General features: G+C 71.7%; 17 protein-coding genes. 4 read left to right on the top strand and 13 right to left on the bottom strand.

Annotation, left to right across the window (positions count from 1 at the left end; all coding sequences use genetic code 11):
- Positions 1-26 precede the first annotated feature (26 nt).
- The 6 genes from BM041_RS24005 to BM041_RS24030 all read right to left on the bottom strand — a co-directional run bounded on the left by BM041_RS24005 (position 27) and on the right by BM041_RS24030 (position 6901).
- The gene (locus BM041_RS24005) at positions 27-1727 is read right to left on the bottom strand and encodes a methyl-accepting chemotaxis protein (protein WP_092962457.1); all 1701 of its coding nucleotides are present in this window, start codon (positions 1725-1727) and stop codon (positions 27-29) included.
- Positions 1728-1850: 123 nt separating this feature from the next.
- The gene (argF, locus tag BM041_RS24010; RefSeq protein ID WP_092962458.1) at positions 1851-2804 is read right to left on the bottom strand and encodes an ornithine carbamoyltransferase; all 954 of its coding nucleotides are present in this window, start codon (positions 2802-2804) and stop codon (positions 1851-1853) included.
- Entirely contained in the window at positions 2801-4003 is a 1203-nt protein-coding gene (locus BM041_RS24015; RefSeq protein WP_175534131.1) for an aspartate aminotransferase family protein, read from the bottom strand. The genes argF and BM041_RS24015 overlap by 4 nt, the downstream gene beginning before the upstream one ends.
- A gap of 138 nt (positions 4004-4141) precedes the next feature.
- On the bottom strand, positions 4142-4900 hold the full coding sequence (locus BM041_RS24020) for an RraA family protein (protein ID WP_092962460.1): 759 nt from the start codon (positions 4898-4900) through the stop codon (positions 4142-4144).
- 31 nt (positions 4901-4931) lie between these two features.
- The gene (locus BM041_RS24025) at positions 4932-5918 is read right to left on the bottom strand and encodes a mannonate dehydratase (protein WP_092962461.1); all 987 of its coding nucleotides are present in this window, start codon (positions 5916-5918) and stop codon (positions 4932-4934) included.
- A gap of 11 nt (positions 5919-5929) precedes the next feature.
- Positions 5930-6901: a Bug family tripartite tricarboxylate transporter substrate binding protein gene (locus tag BM041_RS24030; protein ID WP_175534132.1), complete on the bottom strand. Its 972-nt coding sequence runs from the start codon at positions 6899-6901 to the stop codon at positions 5930-5932.
- A gap of 140 nt (positions 6902-7041) precedes the next feature.
- On the opposite strand from BM041_RS24030, the gene BM041_RS24035 reads away from it, so the two are divergent.
- Entirely contained in the window at positions 7042-7782 is a 741-nt protein-coding gene (locus tag BM041_RS24035) for an IclR family transcriptional regulator (RefSeq protein WP_217648833.1), read from the top strand.
- 2 nt (positions 7783-7784) lie between these two features.
- Here the strand turns inward: BM041_RS24035 and BM041_RS24040 are convergent, their stop codons facing one another.
- From BM041_RS24040 to BM041_RS24050, 3 genes are all read right to left on the bottom strand, one after another.
- Positions 7785-8138 (bottom strand): hypothetical protein, encoded by a 354-nt coding sequence (locus BM041_RS24040; RefSeq protein ID WP_175534133.1) that lies wholly within the window; start codon positions 8136-8138, stop codon positions 7785-7787.
- A 53-nt stretch (positions 8139-8191) separates the two neighbouring features.
- Positions 8192-8824 carry a PRC-barrel domain-containing protein gene (locus BM041_RS31005; protein WP_217648834.1) on the bottom strand — a complete coding sequence of 211 codons (633 nt, stop codon included), beginning with the start codon at positions 8822-8824 and terminating at the stop codon, positions 8192-8194.
- Positions 8825-9002: 178 nt separating this feature from the next.
- Positions 9003-9821: an ABC transporter permease gene (locus BM041_RS24050; RefSeq protein ID WP_245762248.1), complete on the bottom strand. Its 819-nt coding sequence runs from the start codon at positions 9819-9821 to the stop codon at positions 9003-9005.
- Positions 9822-9835: 14 nt separating this feature from the next.
- Here BM041_RS24050 and BM041_RS24055 point away from each other — a divergent pair, with 14 nt between their 5' ends.
- The 3 genes from BM041_RS24055 to BM041_RS24065 all read left to right on the top strand — a co-directional run bounded on the left by BM041_RS24055 (position 9836) and on the right by BM041_RS24065 (position 11670).
- Positions 9836-10459, top strand: a complete 624-nt coding sequence (locus BM041_RS24055; RefSeq protein ID WP_092962464.1) for a regulatory protein RecX — start codon at positions 9836-9838, stop codon at positions 10457-10459.
- A gap of 157 nt (positions 10460-10616) precedes the next feature.
- The gene (locus BM041_RS24060) at positions 10617-11360 is read left to right on the top strand and encodes an AzlC family ABC transporter permease (protein ID WP_092962575.1); all 744 of its coding nucleotides are present in this window, start codon (positions 10617-10619) and stop codon (positions 11358-11360) included.
- 1 nt (position 11361) lies between these two features.
- Complete coding sequence (locus BM041_RS24065; protein ID WP_245762256.1) at positions 11362-11670, top strand: AzlD family protein; 309 nt, start codon at positions 11362-11364, stop codon at positions 11668-11670.
- Positions 11671-11697: 27 nt separating this feature from the next.
- Here the strand turns inward: BM041_RS24065 and BM041_RS24070 are convergent, their stop codons facing one another.
- From BM041_RS24070 to BM041_RS24085, 4 genes are all read right to left on the bottom strand, one after another.
- Positions 11698-12663, bottom strand: coding sequence for a tripartite tricarboxylate transporter substrate binding protein (locus BM041_RS24070; protein ID WP_092962465.1), 966 nt, complete (start codon positions 12661-12663; stop codon positions 11698-11700).
- Between the two features lie 87 nt (positions 12664-12750).
- A complete protein-coding gene (locus tag BM041_RS24075) occupies positions 12751-13521 on the bottom strand; it encodes a GntR family transcriptional regulator (protein ID WP_092962466.1) in 771 nt (256 codons plus the stop codon).
- Positions 13518-14867, bottom strand: a complete 1350-nt coding sequence (gene hmgA / locus BM041_RS24080; RefSeq protein WP_245762249.1) for a homogentisate 1,2-dioxygenase — start codon at positions 14865-14867, stop codon at positions 13518-13520. Before hmgA ends, BM041_RS24075 begins: the two co-directional genes overlap by 4 nt.
- A 17-nt stretch (positions 14868-14884) precedes the next feature.
- Entirely contained in the window at positions 14885-15664 is a 780-nt protein-coding gene (locus tag BM041_RS24085; protein ID WP_092962467.1) for an SDR family NAD(P)-dependent oxidoreductase, read from the bottom strand.
- Positions 15665-15694 lie beyond the last annotated feature (30 nt).

A 15694-nucleotide genomic window follows, 5' to 3' on the forward strand; every position in this document is an offset into this window, starting at 1 on the left:
GTGGATGAAAGAAGATTGAAGATCGCTCAGCCCACGCGCATGCGCCGGGCGAAGTTCGCCACCTCCGTCCGCAGCGTGCCGCCCTGGGTGCCGACAGCCGCGCCGGATGCGCGCAACGTCTCGATGCCCGCGGCGCCGGCGGCGACTTCCTGGCTCAGCCCCTCGATATCCGTGGCGGCGGCCTCGGTGCCCTGCGCAGCTTCCGCGGCGTTGCGGGCGATCTCCCGCGTCGCGGCGCCCTGCTGGTCCACCGCCGCGGCGATCGTGCCGGTGACCTCCTCCATCCGCCCGACCGCGCCGGCGATGGCGCGCACCGCGCCCACGGCCTGGTCGGTGGCGCCGCGCATGGCGCCGATCTGGCTGCCGATCTCCTCCGTCGCGCGGGCGGTCTGGGCGGCCAGGGCCTTCACTTCCTGGGCCACCACGGCGAAGCCCTTGCCGGCATCGCCGGCGCGCGCGGCCTCGATCGTCGCGTTCAGCGCCAGCAGGTTGGTCTGGCCGGCGATATCGCTGATGAGCTTCACGACATCGCCGATGCGCGCGGCGGCTTCGGCCAGCCCCGCCACGGTGGCGTCGGAGGCGCGGGCCGCTTCCGCCGCATCCTGCGCGCTGCGGGCGCTTTCGGTGACCTGGCGGGTGATCTCCGCGACCGAGACGGAGAGTTCCTCCGCCGCCGCGGCCACGGCATGCACGTTGCGCGTGGCCTGGCCGATGCGCGCCGCGCTTTCCCGGGCGCGCAGGCTGATCCGGTTGCTGGCTTCCCCCACCGAACCCGCCGCCGCCAGCAGCGCATCGGCGGCGCCCGCGACATCCTGCGCGATCCCGCCCACGGCCTGCTCCATCTCATCCGCCGCAGTGTGGCGGGCGGCGTCGCGGGCGGCTTCGGCCTGGTGGCGCTCGGCCTCGGCCGCCGCCTGCATCCGGCCGGCTTCGACCGCGCGGTCGCGCAGCACGGCGACGGCGCGGCCGATCTCCCCCAGCTCGTCACGCCGGTCGAGGCAGGGCACGGCGGCATCCAGGCGGCCGGCGCCGATGGCGCGCAGCGACCCGGCCAGCAGGCCCAGCGGGCGCAGCGCGCCACGCAGCATCGCCCAGAGCATGGCGGCGGTGACCAGTGCCAGGATGCTGCCGGCGACGATGATGTCGCGGGTCTGCGCATCCAGGACGGCGGTCACGGCAGCCAGGTCCTGGCCGACGAAGAGGATGCCGATCTGGCGCCCCGACGCATCGCGGATGGGTTCATAGATCGTGAGGTGGGGACGGCCGAGGATCATCGCCTCCCCCCGATAGGTCTCGCCCCGCCGCACCGCGTCCAGCGCCGGCCCGGCGCCCAGCGTCGTGCCGACGGCGCGGCCGCCATCGGGCCGGGCGACGTTGGTGGCGATGCGGGTCTCTCCGGCGAAGATGGTGGCGACGCCGCCGCCGCCCTGGCGCACCCGGTCGGGGATACGGTTGTTGTCGTTCATCAGCGTGTCGCCGCGGAACAGGCGGTTGCCGTCCTCCAGCCGCCAGGTGGCGCCGGTATCGGCCAGCAGCGCGTTCATCAGCACCAGGCTGCGTTCCAGCCGCGCCTCGGCGGCCGCCCGCTCATGCCCTTCCAGATTCCGCAGGCTCCAGGCCCCCAGCACCGCGAAGCTGCCCAGCAGCGTCAGCACGGACAGGACGAGGATGCGTGTTCGCACCCCGATACCCGCCACCATGGACCTGGGGTCGAAGGAGAGCGTCATGTCGGATATCCCGCAGCCAGGCGCCAACAGGCGCCGGGCCGAGGTGCCGCAGCCCGCCCCGTCCAGGGCCGGCCGCCAGCGAGAATGCAGGAAGTTTACTTAATCTTCACTGAACAGACAGCTTCAGGCCGCGCCGAGAGCCCAGAGCAGCACGCCCTTCTGGGCATGCAGGCGGTTCTCGGCCTCGTCGAACACCACGCTCTGCGGGCCGTCCATGACTTCATCGGTGATCTCCTCCCCGCGATGGGCGGGCAGGCAGTGCATGACGATGGCGTCCGGCGCGGCGCCCTTCAGCAGGGCGGCGTTGAGCTGGTAGGGGGCGAGGAGGTTGTGCCGGCTGATCTGCGCATCCCCCTTCTCATCCGACATGGAGACCCAGGTATCGGTCACCACGCAGCGCGCGCCGGCGACGGCGGCGTGGGGGTCGGCCGTCAGCTCGATCCGCGCGCCTTCGCGCCGCGCCCAGTCGACGAGTTGCGCGGGGGGCGCGAGTTCCGGAGGCGTCGCGAGCCGCAGCGTGAAGTCGAAGCGCGCGGCGGCCTGGATGAAGGATTGCGCGACGTTGTTGCCATCCCCCGTCCAGGCGACGACCTGGCCGGCGATGGGGCCGCGATGTTCCTCGAACGTCATCAGGTCCGCCATCAGCTGGCAGGGGTGGGAGACGTCGGTGAGGCCGTTGATGACGGGGATCGTCGCGTGTTCCGCCAGCTCGCGGATCTTCGCGACATTGTCGGTGCGCAGCATGATGGCATCGACGTAGCGGGACAGCACGCGGGCGGTATCGGCCGGGGTCTCTCCCCGGCCGAGCTGCATGTCCTTCGAGGACAGCACGATGGCATCGCCGCCGAGCTGGCGGATGCCGACCTCGAAGCTGACGCGGGTGCGGGTGGAGGGCTTCTCGAAGATCAGGGCGACGGTCTTGCCGGCCAGCGGCTTGCCCTCGACCTGCCCGCGCTTGGCCTGCACGCCGAGGTCGAGCATGCGCCGCAGGGTGGCGGCGTCATGGTCCATCAGTTCGAGGAAATGCCGGGGGGCGGGCCTGCCGCCCCCCGCGACACGATCGGACGCCAGGCTCACTTCGCGGCGACCTGCGCCTGCGAAGGGGTCATGCGGAGGCAGGCGCGGTCGAGCAGGGCGAGCGCCTGCTCCACCTCCGTCTCCGTGATGATGAGGGGCGGCGCCAGGCGCAGCACATTCATCCCCGCGGCGACGGTCAGCAGGCCCTCCGCCACGGCGGCGCCCTGCATCTCCCCGTTGTTCACCTCCGGCCGGAGCTTGAGGCCGAGCAGCAGCCCGGCGCCCTGCACGCCAGAGATCACCGTGGGATGCTTCGCGGCCAGGTCGAGCAGGCCGCGCCACAGCACTCGGGCGACGCGGTCCACCTGGTCCAGGAAGCCGGGCGCAAGCACCACGTCCAGCACCGCATTGCCCGCGGCGCAGGCCAGCGGCCCGCCGCCATAGGTGGTGCCATGGGTGCCGGGCTTCAGGTACTTCGCCACCTTCTCCCTCGCCAGGATGGCACCCAGCGGGAAGCCGCCGCCGATGCCCTTGGCGGAGGACATGACATCAGGCTCGATCCCCGCCCATTCATGCGCCCAGAGCTTGCCGCTGCGACCCATGCCGGTCTGCACCTCATCGAGCGCCAGCAGCAGCCCGAATTCGTCGCAGACGGCGCGGAGTTCGCGCAGGAAGCGGAGATCGGCGGGGCGGACGCCGCCCTCCCCCTGCACCGGCTCGATCATGATGCCGGCGGTCTGCGGGCCGATGGCGGCGCGGACCGCGTTCATGTTGCCGAAGGGCACATGATCGAAGCCCTGCACGGGCGGGCCGAAGCCGGCCAGGTACTTCTCATTGCCCGTGGCCGACAGCATGCCGAGGGTGCGGCCGTGGAAGGCGCCCTCGAAGCAGATCATGTGGAAGCGCTCGGGATGCCCCTGCTCCGCATGGTACTTCCGGACGGCCTTCACCATGCCCTCGTTCGCCTCGGCGCCCGAATTGCAGAAGAAGACGCTGTCGGCGAAGGAATGCGCGACATGGCGCGCGGCCAGTTCCTCCGCCTGCGGCACGCGATACAGGTTCGAGACGTGCATGACCTTGGCCGCCTGCTCCGCGATCACCTTCGTGAGATGCGGGTGGCCGTGGCCGAGGCTGGAGGTCGCGATGCCCGCGCCGAAATCGAGGTATCGTCGCCCATCCGTCGTCCACAGCCAGGCGCCCTCGCCCCGCTCGAAGGCGAGGTCGGCGCGGTTGTAGGTCGGCATCAGGGCGGGGATCACGTGATCCATCCTCCGTCGGTCCGCGCGGCCTTGGACGTCCATTCGCCAAGGCGGGCGTGGAAGCGGTGGAAATTGCACGAAAGGCGCGCCGGGGTCAAAACCCCGCGCGCCACCCGATGCGGCCTGGCGGCCAGGCGGTCAGAAATACCCGCCCTTCTCCGTGATCTGGCGCACGCTGTCGCCCTCCGCCACCCAGCGGAAGATCTCCCGCTCATTGCCCAGGATCTGCTCGGCCCGTTCCAGCACCGCGACCGCCAGGCGGCGCGGCACCACCATCACCCCGTCCATGTCCCCCACCACGATGTCACCGGGGCGGATCCAGACCGAGCCGACCTTGATCGGCACCTGGTAGTGGGAGATCAGGCAGCGGCCGAGCGACCCGTTGGGGGAGCGGTAGCGGTAGAACACCGGGAAATCCTTCTGCAGGATCTGCGCGGTGTCGCGGATGCCGCCATCGATCGCGGCCCCGCGCACGCCGAGCCCGACCGCGGTCGCGGTCATCACGCCCCCCCATTGCGTGCCTTCCATGTCGCCGGTCGCGTCCCAGACCACGAAGTCGTTGCGGCCCATCTGCTCGATCATGCCGGTGCGGAAGGTCAGCTCCCCGGTCACCTTCAGGTTCGGCGCGCTCTTCACCGTGAAGGCGAAGCCCGCGACGGTGCGTTCGGGCCGCAGCGGGCGGAGATGGCCGGGCAGCGCCTGGTCCATCAGCACATGCTCCCGCAGCACGTCGGAGATGGCGCCGGTGTAGAGCTTCTCATACCGCGCCAGCAATTCGTCGTCCGGGATGGGCAGGGGCGTGATCTCGTGCACCTCCCGCTCGGCGATCAGTGCCTCCAGCTTCATCATCTTCGCCTCCTTCTGGAGGGCCTGGGTATCGACGTCGTGGTCGGCCATGGCGGCGGTTCCTGCCTGTTGTGTGGGGGAATCAACCGAGGCAGGTGGCGCGCATCAGCCCGCGCATCCAGCCCACGGTGAAGACCATGCCGGTCGGCTCGTAGCCCGCGGTCATCGCCTGCGCGGGCGTCGGCAGGCTGCCGGGTGCGTCGCCCTCCATCGACGGCGCGTGATCGGGGCGGATCGGCACATCGAGGCCCGCGGCGGCATAGGCGCGGAACAGCGCGGGCATGTCGGTGATGCCCTCATCCGGGAAGGTTTCCTCGAAGGCCTCGGCCGTGCCGCGGAGGTCGCGGACATGGATGAAGCGGATCAGCCTGCCCCATCGCGCCACCAGCGCAGGCAGGTCCTCCCCCGCCACGGCCAGCGTGCCCTGGCAGAAGGTGATGCCGAGGGCGGGCGAGGGCGCGATGGCGCAGGCGCGTTCCAGGTCGGCGGCCGAGATCAGCACGCGCGCGACATTGCGCAGCATCGGCACCGGCGGGTCGTCGGGATGCAGGCCGATGGTGACGCCCGCGCGTTCCGCCACCGGCACGACAGCGGTCAGGAAGGCGGCCAGGTTGCGCCACATCGCCGCCGCCGTGACGGTCCTGTCCACCGCATCAGGCAGCACGCCGGCATCGGCCAGCCGGAAGCGGGAGACATGCGCGCCGCCGCGGCCGGGTGCCGCAGCCTCCGTCCGGTTCCAGCCGGTGGCCATGAAGTTCTGGCAGATGAGGCCGATGCCGAGACGGCCGGCTTCCTCCACCATCGCGCAGTACCGCGCGACATCCTGGTCCGCGCCGGGCAGGCCGAGCTTGACGCGGGAGAGGTCGAACTGGTCGCCCTCCAGCCCGATCAGGCGCATGCCGGCATCCGCGAAGCGGTCCCGCACCCGGGCCAGCACGCCGGGCTGCCAGGGGGCCGCATCGCCCGTCAGCTCCGGCGCGCATTTCGAGATGGCGGCAGTGATCCCCATCTGCCGCGCCAACCGCCAGCTGCGATTGGGATGCGGCGGCAGCAGCATCGTCAGTTCCATGGTGCCTGCCCCTATTGCGGGCGGATGCCGAGGGCGCGGATCAGGTCGCCCCAGCGCGCAACCTCGCCGAGGTAGAAGGCCTGCGCCTCCTCCATGCTGGCGCTCGGCGCGGGCTCCACGCCGGCGCGCAGCAGGGCTTCCTGCACGGCCGGGTTGGCGGCGGCGGCGACCGTTGCCTCGAACAGCCGCGTGATCACCGGCGCAGGCGTGCCGGCGCGGACCATGACGCCGTGCCAGGACCGGAAATCGACCTCCGGCCCGAAGCCCAGTTCCCGGGTCGTCGGCACGTCGGGCAGCATGGCGATGCGCGTCTCCTGCATCACCGCCAGCACGCGCATCGCGCCCGCCGCGACCTGGCCGGGCAGGACGTTGTCGACCGGCGTGAAGGTGCCGTGCACCGTGCCCGCCAGCATCGCCTGGTAGACGGGCGTGGTGCCGCTGAACGGCACCATCAGCGGCTGGAAGCCCGCGGCGCGGCCGAAGAGATGCGCGGCCAGGAAGCCGGAGGCACCGACGCCGCCATGGCCGAGCGTCAGCCGTTCCGGCGACTGCCGCGCGAAGGCCAGCAGGTCCGCCAGCGTGCGGAAACCCGTGGAGGCCGCGACCGCGATCACCACCGGCACGGCCGTCATGCGCGCGACCAGCGTGATGTCCCGCTGCGGGTCGTAGCCGACATTCATCAGCCAGGGATTGGTGCCGAGCGTGATGGGCGCGAGGCCGATCGTGTAGCCATCCGCCGGCGCCCGCAGCATCGCCAGCGCGGCGATGTTGCCCGACGCGCCGGGGCGGCTGTCGATGACCAGGGGCTGGCCGAGCCGGGCCTCGATCTCCCGCCCCATGGTGCGGGCGACGATGTCGATCGTGCTGCCCGGCGCGAAGCCGTTGACGAAGGTGATCGGGCGCGTGGGCCAGGCGGCCTGGGCGCGGGCGGGCAGCGCGGGCGCGGCAAGGCCTGCGGCCAGCAGATGGCGACGGCGGATCATGGACGGTTCCTTCCCCTTGCCGATGCTCGGCATATTAGTTATTATTTGAACTGCCAGTTATTATCTGGTATAACTCAACCCGATCCGAGGGCGAGCGGTCAATGGAAATCCGTGCGTCCGGGGACGACGCCGCCCCCGCCATGGCCCACCGCATCCCCGCCATCGACCGGGCGGTCGATGTGATGGAGGCGCTGGCCGGCGGGCCGTCGGGGATCCGCGACCTCGCGCTCCGCCTCGGCATTCCGCGGTCCACGGTCTATCGCGTGCTGAATTCGCTGGAAGCGCGGGGGGTGGTGGTGCGCGGCGACGGCAATACCTATCGCCTCGGCCCCCTGTTGCTGCGCCTGGCGCGGGCGGTGCCGTCGGGATTCGACCTGGTGGCGCTGGCGCGCGGGCCGATGGAGGAGGCGGCGCGCGCCCTGCGCTGCACCGTTAAGCTGTCGGTGCTGGAGGGGATGGAGGCGCTGGTGGTCGCGATCGCCGAAAGCCCGGAAAGCTACGCCGTGACGACGCAGGTCGGGCGGCGCTTCCCGCTGCATGCCGGGGCGGCGAGCAAGCTGCTGACGGCCTTCGCGCCGGATGATCTGCGGTCACGCCTGCTGGCAGGCCCGCTGCCGCAACGGACGCCGGCGACGCTGACGAACCGCGCCGCGCTGCGCCGCGCGCTGGATGACGCGCGGACGGCGGGATGCGCGACGGATGCCGGGGAATATGCGCCGGGCATCCGCGCCGTGGCCGCGCCAGTCTTCGGGCCGGACGGCGCCTGCGTGGCGGCCCTCAGCATTCCCTATCTCGACGGCACGGAGGCCATGCGGGAGATCGCGCTGCGCGACGGCGCGCTGCGCTGCGCGCAGGCGATCTCCACCAGGCTGGGCGGCTGAGCCTACTGGCGCACGCCGCCGCTGTTGGCGGGATAGGCGCCGGAGGTGTTGGAACCCGTCGCGCGATCATAGGCGCGTTCCGCCGCCGTGCCGGGCGGGTTGGCGCGGGTTCCATCGGACTGGGACGGATAGGCGCCGGAGGTGTTGGTACCCGCCGCGCGGTCCAGCGCGCGCGTCGCGCCGGTGCCGGAGGGGTTGTTGCCGGTGCCGTCGGCGCTGGTGGGCGGGCTGCCCGTGGCGCGGTCATAGGCGCGCTGGCTGGCGGTGGAGGGCGGGTTGCCCGGGCGGCCATCCTGCGGATTGGCGCAGGCGACCAGCGGCGCGAGGGCCGCCAGGGCGAAGAGGGTACGCTTCATCGGTTCAGTCTCCGTTGGAGGCAGGCACGGTCAGGGACGACAGGCGGGCGGGATCAGCCGCGGCGGGTCGCGTTGTCGTAGGTGAAGGCCGGCAGCGACTGCAGGCTCTCCTTGCTGGCGCCCTGGAGCATCCAGCGGTTGCGTTCGCCATTGTGGGTCAGGCGCTCATACGGCACGGCGACCAGGCGGGCGCCGATGCCGAGGAAGCCGCCGACGGAGATCACCGCCACGGGCTGGCCACCGGCGGCCGGGACGATGAGGTCGTCGACCTCACCGATGCTTTCGTTGTTCTCGTTGTAGACGGTGCTGCCGATCACCTGGCTGGCGCGGCGGCCCTCCCGCAGGCGCATGCTGTCCACGGCCATGCCCGGGCTCGTGGCGCCGGTGGTGGCGCCGGTGGCGGTGGGGGCATTGCCCGCGGCGCGGTCGACCGCGCGGCCGGCGGCGGTGCCGGGCGGGTTGTTGCCGGTGCCGTCGGGATCGGTGCGGTTACCGGTCACGCCATCCAGCGCGCGCTGGGTCGCGGTGGAGGGCGGGTTGCCCGGCGTGCCACCCGCGGGGCGGGTCTGCGTGGCCGGCGGCTGCTGGCTGGTGCCGCCCGGATTCGCCTGGCCGAAGGCCAGCATGGGCGCGGCGCAGAGCGCGGCCGCGGTGGTCATGGTCAGGATCGTCTTGCTGGTGAACATGGCGTGGGGTCTCCCGGGATTGCGGGCCGGGGCGTCACATCCCGGCCATGCCACCCCAACGCGGCGAGAGCCCCGGTGGTTGCGAAAGGCGTCCCGTCAACCACCCGCCATCCCGCCGCGCCTCAGGCGCGCAGTAGCCATCCCCGCGCCTCAGGCGCGCAGGCGCCATCCCCGCGCCTCAGGCGCGCAGGCGCCATCCCTGTCGCACCAGACGCAGCGCGACGAACCACAGCCCGAGCGTGGTGGCCGCCAGCGCGAGCAGGCCGAGCGCGGTATTGCCTTCCGCATGGCCCGCGATGCCGGCGCGGAAGCCATCGATCATCCAGAACAGCGGGTCCGCATGCGCCACCATCCGCACGCCCTCCGGCAGGCGCTCCACCGAGTAGAAGGTACCGGACAGGAAGGCGAGCGGCGTGATCACGAAATTGGTGATGGTCGCCATCTGGTCGAATTTCTGCGCCCAGAGCCCCGCCAGCACGCCGAGGATCGCCATCAGCGTCGATCCCAGCACGGCGAAGGCCAGCGCGGTGAACGGCGCGGGGATGGAGAAGCCGACGATGGGCCACATCGTCGCCACCACCACGGCCGCCACCGCCAGCCCGCGCAGCGCCGCCCCCGCCACAAGCCCGCCCAGCAGCGCCGCCGGCGGCAGCGGCGCCATCAGCAGGTCCACGATGTTGCCCTGCACCTTCATGATGATCAGCGACGACGCCGAATTGGAGAAGGCGTTCTGCGCCAGCGCCATGACCACCAGCCCCGCGCCCAGGAACTCCAGATAGGGGATGCCACCGACCTCCTTCTTCGTCTCGCCCAGCGCGAGCACGAAGACGGCGAGAAAGAGCAGCGTGGTGACGACGGGCGCGCCGAGCGTCTGCGCCCAGACTTTCAGGAAGCGCTTCGTCTCCCGCGATGTCAGCGCGACGAAGCCGCGCCAGGCGGGGTGCGTAGCATCAATGGGGGAGTCGGGGGTGAGGGTCGCCATGAGGGGGCGGACCATGGCAGAATAAGCCCATGGCACAAGAGCGGCGCCGCAACCCCCGCGCCGGGCACTCCCCCTCCGAACCGCGTCCGCCTGGACCGCCGCCCGGCGCCGCGCGGCTGCAGGAAGCGGCGGTGGCGCACCTCGCGCGGTTTGCCGCGACCGAGGTCGGGCTGCGACGCGTGCTGATGCGGCGCGTGGATCGCTGGAAGCGCGCGGCGGAAGCATTCGGGATGACGGATACCGAGGCCGCGGTCGCCGCGGGCCGGCAGGCGGCGGCGGAGGTGGCGAAGAAGATGGTGGCAACAGGCAGCGTGGATGACGCGGCCTTCGCGGAAAGCCGGGCGCGGCGCCTGCTGCGCGGCGGCAAGTCCCGCCGCGCGGCGCTGGCCCACCTGGCGGCGAAGGGCGTGGATGCCGAAACCGCCGCTGCCGCGCTGCCGGAGGAGGAAGGGGCGGAGTTGGATGCGGCGCTGGCCTTCTGCCGGCGGCGGCGGATCGGGCCGTTCGGACCGGCGGAAACGCCGATCGAGGAACGACGGAAGGCGATGGCGGCGCTGGCGCGGGGTGGCTTCGGGCGGGATGTGGCGGGGCGGGCGCTGGGGATGGACCCCGGCGAGGCGGAGGATCGGCTGCTGGCGGCAAGACAGGGGTGACGGTGCGTCTTGGCCCGGGGGGAAGGCCGTTCCCCCCGATACCCCCCATGCCAAGTGCCAGCGCGCCCTTGAAACCCAGGACATGGATGATGGTCCAGGAGTCTCTGCCTCCTGACGGATGGGGTCCGGGGAAGGCAGCGCCTTCCCCGCCTGCGCCATGACCATCCGCGGCCCCGTCACCTTCACGCGAAACGGCGTTCGCCGCGGTGCCGTGACCTCCGTGCCCCTGCTGATCGGCATGGTGCCCTTCGGACTCGTCATTGGCGTGCTCTCCGCCGCCAAGGGGCTGAGCTTCGCGGAGACGGTGCTGATGAGCAGCTTCGTCTTCGCCGGCGCGGCGCAGCTGGTGGTGCTGGAACTCTGGACCGATCCGGCGCCGATCCTGGCGGCGACCATCGCGGCGGCGGTGGTGAACATCCGCATGGCGCCGATGGGGGCGGCGCTGGCGCCGTGGCTCGACAAGCTGCGGGGCTGGAAGCTGTGGGGCACTTTGTCCACGCTGGTGGACCATTCCTTCGCCCTCGGCGTCGCGGAACAGCGGGCGGGCGGGCGGGATGCGGGGTTCCTGCTGGGGGTCGGCCTCTGCATCTGGGTCGGCTGGGTGGGCACCGTGGCGGCAGGGCATCTGGGCGGCGGCCTGGTGCGGGTGCCGCCGGGGCATCCGCTGTTCTTCGCCTCCATCGCGGCCTTCCTGTCCATCCTGGTGCCGCTGTGGCGCGGGCCGCGGCTCGACCTGCTGCCCTGGGGCGTCGCGGCCATCGTCGCCATCGCGGCGCATCGCGCGGCGCTGCCCGTGCCGCTGCCGCTGCTGCTGGGCAGTTTTGCCGGTGCGGGGCTGGGCGCCTGGATGGAGCTGCGCGGCCGGGGGATGCCACCGCGGGAGGATGCGCGCCGTGGCTGAGATGTGGATGGTGCGCTGGGACGTGCTGGCGGCCATCACCGGCATGGCCTTGGTGACCTATGCCTGCCGGGCGGGGGGCTATGCGGTGCTGCGCGCGGTGCGCCCGCCGCCCTGGGTGGAGATGGTGCTGCGACACCTGCCGGGGTGCCTGTTCGCCGCCTATGTCGCGCCGCCGCTGCTGGCACTGGGATGGCCGGGCTGGATGGGCGCCGCGGTGGTGGTGGGCGTGCAGGTGGCGACGCGGAACATGGGCGCGGCAATCATCGCGGGGATCGCCGCGACCTGGGGGCTGCGGGTACTGGCGGGGTAGGCGGCTGCCTCCCTCGCCAGCTTGGCGCTACTGCCGTTCGAGGCGCGCGCGGTCGATCACCTGGTTCCAGCGAGCGACCTCCCCGGCCACGAAGCCCCGCATCTGGTCAGGTGAATTGGGGGCGACGCGGGTGCCGAGTGCCTCCAGCCTTTCGCGCACGGCGGGGATCGCGACGGCGCGGCGGAGTTCGGCGTTGAGGCGTTCGACGATGGGCGTCGGCGTGCGGGCGGGGGCGGCCAGGCCGACCCAGGAGACCACCTCGAACCCCGGCGCGGCGCTGGCGACGGTCGGCACCTCCGGCAGGCTGGGCCAGGCGGTGGCGCTGGTGACGCCGAGCGCGCGGACGGTGCCGGCGGCGATGCCCGCGCCCGTCACGGTCACGCTGTCCACCATCATGTCGATGCGGCCGGAGAGCAGGTCCGTCAGCGGCTGCGTGCCGCCGCGATAGGGCACGTGGGTCAGCGAGACGCCGAGCGTCTGCGCCAGCAATTCACCCGTGAGGTGCTGCGTCGAGCCGACGCCGACGGAGCTGAAGGTGAGGCCGCCGGGATCGCGCCGCGCGCGCGCCGCCATGTCCGCCAGTGACGTGATGGGGCCATCGGCGCGCGTGGCGACGACGAAGGGGAAGACGGAGACGGTGGAGATGAAGCTGAAATCCTCGATCGGGTCGAAGCGCAGCGTGCGGAACAGCGCCGCGGAGACGGCGTGGCCGCCGGTCAGCAGGATCAGCGTGTGGCCATCGGGCCGGGCGCGGGCGGCGGCTTCGCTGGCGATGTTGCCGCCCGCGCCGGTGCGGGCTTCGACGACGACGGGCTTGCCCAGCGCCTCGGCGAGCGGGGCGGCGATGACGCGGGCGATGACATCGGCGTTGCCGCCCGCGCCGAAGCCGTGCAGCAGCGTGATGGGCCGGTCGGGCCAGGTCTGCGCGAGGCTGGGTGTGGCAAGCGCCGCGAGTGGGGCCGCGAGCGCCGCACGCCTGCTGATGATGGTCATTTCCTGTCGTTCCTCCTGATTGTTTCTTGACGGCGGGGTCCGGGGGGCGCCACGCCCCCCGGCGGAGTGTGAGGCGGAGCCTCACCCTTATTCGTTCTGCGCCACGTCGAAGCTCACCCCGAAGCGGAACCGGTCCGCGCGGTAGTCGATCTCCACCAGGTCCAGCACGCGGCGTTGCGCGTCCTGGCTGATGCCCGTGAAGAACAGGATGGGGCTGAGCGGCGGCACGCCGAGCAGGCGCGTCACTTCTGGGCTGCCGGCGCGGGCTTCGATGCTGTTCTCGATGCGGGAGACGGGCAGGTTCAGCGCATCGCGCAGCACGCGCGTCATCGGCCATTTCGCGAGGACGTCGAGCGGCACGCGGCGCCCGTGTTCGACGGGAAGCCAGTTGACGGCGTGGCTGACGACCTCGCCCGCGTTGCGGCGCAGGCGTCGGAACATGGACAGCGCCGCGGCGCCGGGAAACTGCGCGGCCAGGCGCGGCGGCACGGGCAGTTCCGCCTGTTCCAGCAGTTCGAATTCCTCCGCGCTGTGCTGCGCGAAGTGGGAATCGAGCGAGCCGCGGAGTTCGAGGGGCGGCGCGGTCGGTGCATCGGCGGCGACGAAGGTGCCGCGGCGGCGGTGGCGGGTGATGACGCCTTCCGCCTCCAGCGGTTTCAGTGCCTCCCGTACCGTCACGACACCGACGCCGTAGTGGCGGGCGAGCTCGGCTTCGGTCGGCAGGCGCATCGCCTGCGCCTGGCGTGGCCGCGCGCGGATCGCCGCCAGCAGATGCTGGTGGACCTGGTAGCGCAGCGGCAGGTCGCGGCCGAAGGAGGCGGGCGCGGGCCAGAGCGTGCCCGCCTCGTCACCGCTCATCGCGGCCGGAAGTCGCGCGTCAGGCCGTCCCAGCAATCGGGGTAGCCGGTATCCATGAGTTCGAGCGAGGAGGCGTAGCCCGTGGGGGACATCGGGTAACGGGTCTCGAACATGAAGGCCATGGTGCCGGACAGGCGTTCTGGCTTCAGTTCGCGGGTGGACGCCTTCTCGAAAGCCTCGGTATCCGGGCCATGGGCGATCAGGGCGTTGTGCAGGCTCATGCCGCCCGGCTTGAAGCCTTCGGGCTTGGCGTCGTACTGGCCGTAGATCAGGCCCATGAACTCGCTCATGACGTTCATGTGGTACCAGGGCGGCCGGAAGCTGTCCTCCATCACCACCCAGCGCTCCGGGAAGATGACGAAGTCGACGTTCGCGGTCCCGGGCGTTTCGGACGGTGCTGTCAGCACCGTGTAGATCGAGGGATCGGGGTGGTCGAACAGCACCGATCCCACCGGGGAGAAGCGGCGAAGGTCATACTTGCAGGGCGCGAAATTGCCGTGCCAGGCGACGACATCGAGCGGCGATTGCGCGAGCTGCGTGGTGTAGAGCTTGCCCTGCGACTTCACGAGAAGCTCGCAGGGTTCCTCCCGGTCCTCATAGGCCGCGACGGGCGTCAGGAAGTCGCGCGGATTGGCCAGGCAGTTGGCGCCGATCGGGCCGCGTTCCGGCAGGGTGAAGTAGGCGCCATAGTTTTCGCAGACATAGCCGCGTGCGGGACCATCCGGCAGGTCCACCTTGAACTTCATGCCCTTGGGGATGAGGACGATCTCGCCGGGCGTGGCGTGCAGCCGGCCGCATTCGGTGAAGACCTCGATGGCGCCGATCTGCGGCACCAGCAGCATCTCCCCATCCGCGTTGTAGAAGTAGCGGTTATCCATCGATCGGTTGGCGAGGTAGACATGGCTCGCCATGCCCGCCTGCATCTGCGCGTCGCCGCAGGTCGTGATGGTGCGGAGCCCCTGGATGAAATCCGTGGGTTCCTCCGGCATCGCGATGGGGTGCCAGCGCAGCTGCCCGATGCCGAGGTCGCTTTCATCGCGGCAGGGCGCGGTGCGGATCAGCCCGGCATCGATGCGGCGGAAGCCGTTGCCGTGCCGGACGCTCGGGCGGATGCGGTAGAACCAGGTGCGCTTGTTGGCGTGGCGCGGCGCGGTGAATGCGGTGCCGCTGAGCTGTTCGGCATAGAGGCCGCGGGGCGCCTTCTGCGGCGAATTGCGGCCGACCGGCAGCGCGCCGGGCACGGCCTCCGTCGCGAAGGAATTGGCGAAGCCGGTCATGTAGGCCAGCGTGCCGTCGGACGGCGAGAGCACCGCCTCGCTCGGCGGCATCAGCACGGTGTCGGGCATCGGAACATCCCTTCTCATTACAGGTGACGCCCGCCATCGACGAGGATGGCGGTGCCGGTGGTCAGGCGCAGATGCGTGGCCGCCGCCATGATGGCGAGTGCGACGTCATCGGCTTCGGCGACGGTCTTGAGCGGCGTGGTCGCGGCCTGGCGCTCCACCCCTTCCCGCCCGCGGCCCGGCACGAAATCCGTGGCGACGGCGGCGGGGGAGACGCTGATGATCCTGACCTCCGGCCCCAGCACGCGGGCCAGCGACATGCCCATGGTGTCGAGCGCCGCCTTCGACGCGCAATAGGCGATGGAGGAGCCGAGGCCGGTGGAGGCCGAGAGCGAGGAGACATTCACCACCACCGCATCGCCGCCCCGCTTCATGAGCGGCGCGAAGGCGCGGATGGTGGAGAAGGGGCCACGGACATTGGTGATCAGGATGCGGTCGAAGCTGGCATCGTCCAGCCCTTCGAGGTCGGCATGCGGCACCGCGCGCGTCACGCCCGCGGAATTCACCAGCACGTCGCAGCGCCCATAGGCGGCTTCGACCTTCGCCGCGGCGGCGCGGATGGCGGCGCTGTCCTCCATCGGGATGTGCAGCGCCAGGTGGCAGCCGGGGCCGGGCAGTTCCGCGACCAGCGCGGCCGCGCGGTCCGCGCCGCTGTTGTAGCCGATGACGACGGAAGCGCCGGCAGCGGCCAGGCGGCGGACGGTGGCGGCACCGATGCCGCTGCTGCCGCCGGTGACGACCGCGACGCGGCCCTCCAGCCGGTATTCGCCCTGGCCCCCCGCCCGCAATGCACCGCTCATGCGCTTCCTCCAATCCTTCTATGGATAGGA

Origin of the sequence: Falsiroseomonas stagni DSM 19981, from assembly GCF_900114315.1 — a bacterium.
GTDB classification, from domain to species: Bacteria; Pseudomonadota; Alphaproteobacteria; order Acetobacterales; family Acetobacteraceae; genus Falsiroseomonas; species Falsiroseomonas stagni.

Coding starts and splice junctions, on each gene's coding strand:
- BM041_RS24005 (WP_092962457.1), bottom strand. CDS start 1,727: ATGACGCTCTCCTTCGACCCCAGGTCCATGGTGGCGGGTATCGGGGTG.
- BM041_RS24020 (WP_092962460.1), bottom strand. CDS start 4,900: ATGGCCGACCACGACGTCGATACCCAGGCCCTCCAGAAGGAGGCGAAG.
- BM041_RS24025 (WP_092962461.1), bottom strand. CDS start 5,918: ATGGAACTGACGATGCTGCTGCCGCCGCATCCCAATCGCAGCTGGCGG.
- BM041_RS24030 (WP_175534132.1), bottom strand. CDS start 6,901: ATGATCCGCCGTCGCCATCTGCTGGCCGCAGGCCTTGCCGCGCCCGCG.
- BM041_RS24035 (WP_217648833.1), top strand. CDS start 7,042: ATGGCCCACCGCATCCCCGCCATCGACCGGGCGGTCGATGTGATGGAG.
- BM041_RS24040 (WP_175534133.1), bottom strand. CDS start 8,138: ATGAAGCGTACCCTCTTCGCCCTGGCGGCCCTCGCGCCGCTGGTCGCC.
- BM041_RS31005 (WP_217648834.1), bottom strand. CDS start 8,824: ATGTTCACCAGCAAGACGATCCTGACCATGACCACCGCGGCCGCGCTC.
- BM041_RS24050 (WP_245762248.1), bottom strand. CDS start 9,821: ATGGTCCGCCCCCTCATGGCGACCCTCACCCCCGACTCCCCCATTGAT.
- BM041_RS24055 (WP_092962464.1), top strand. CDS start 9,836: ATGGCACAAGAGCGGCGCCGCAACCCCCGCGCCGGGCACTCCCCCTCC.
- BM041_RS24060 (WP_092962575.1), top strand. CDS start 10,617: ATGACCATCCGCGGCCCCGTCACCTTCACGCGAAACGGCGTTCGCCGC.
- BM041_RS24065 (WP_245762256.1), top strand. CDS start 11,362: ATGTGGATGGTGCGCTGGGACGTGCTGGCGGCCATCACCGGCATGGCC.
- BM041_RS24070 (WP_092962465.1), bottom strand. CDS start 12,663: ATGACCATCATCAGCAGGCGTGCGGCGCTCGCGGCCCCACTCGCGGCG.
- BM041_RS24075 (WP_092962466.1), bottom strand. CDS start 13,521: ATGAGCGGTGACGAGGCGGGCACGCTCTGGCCCGCGCCCGCCTCCTTC.
- hmgA (WP_245762249.1), bottom strand. CDS start 14,867: ATGCCCGACACCGTGCTGATGCCGCCGAGCGAGGCGGTGCTCTCGCCG.
- BM041_RS24085 (WP_092962467.1), bottom strand. CDS start 15,664: ATGAGCGGTGCATTGCGGGCGGGGGGCCAGGGCGAATACCGGCTGGAG.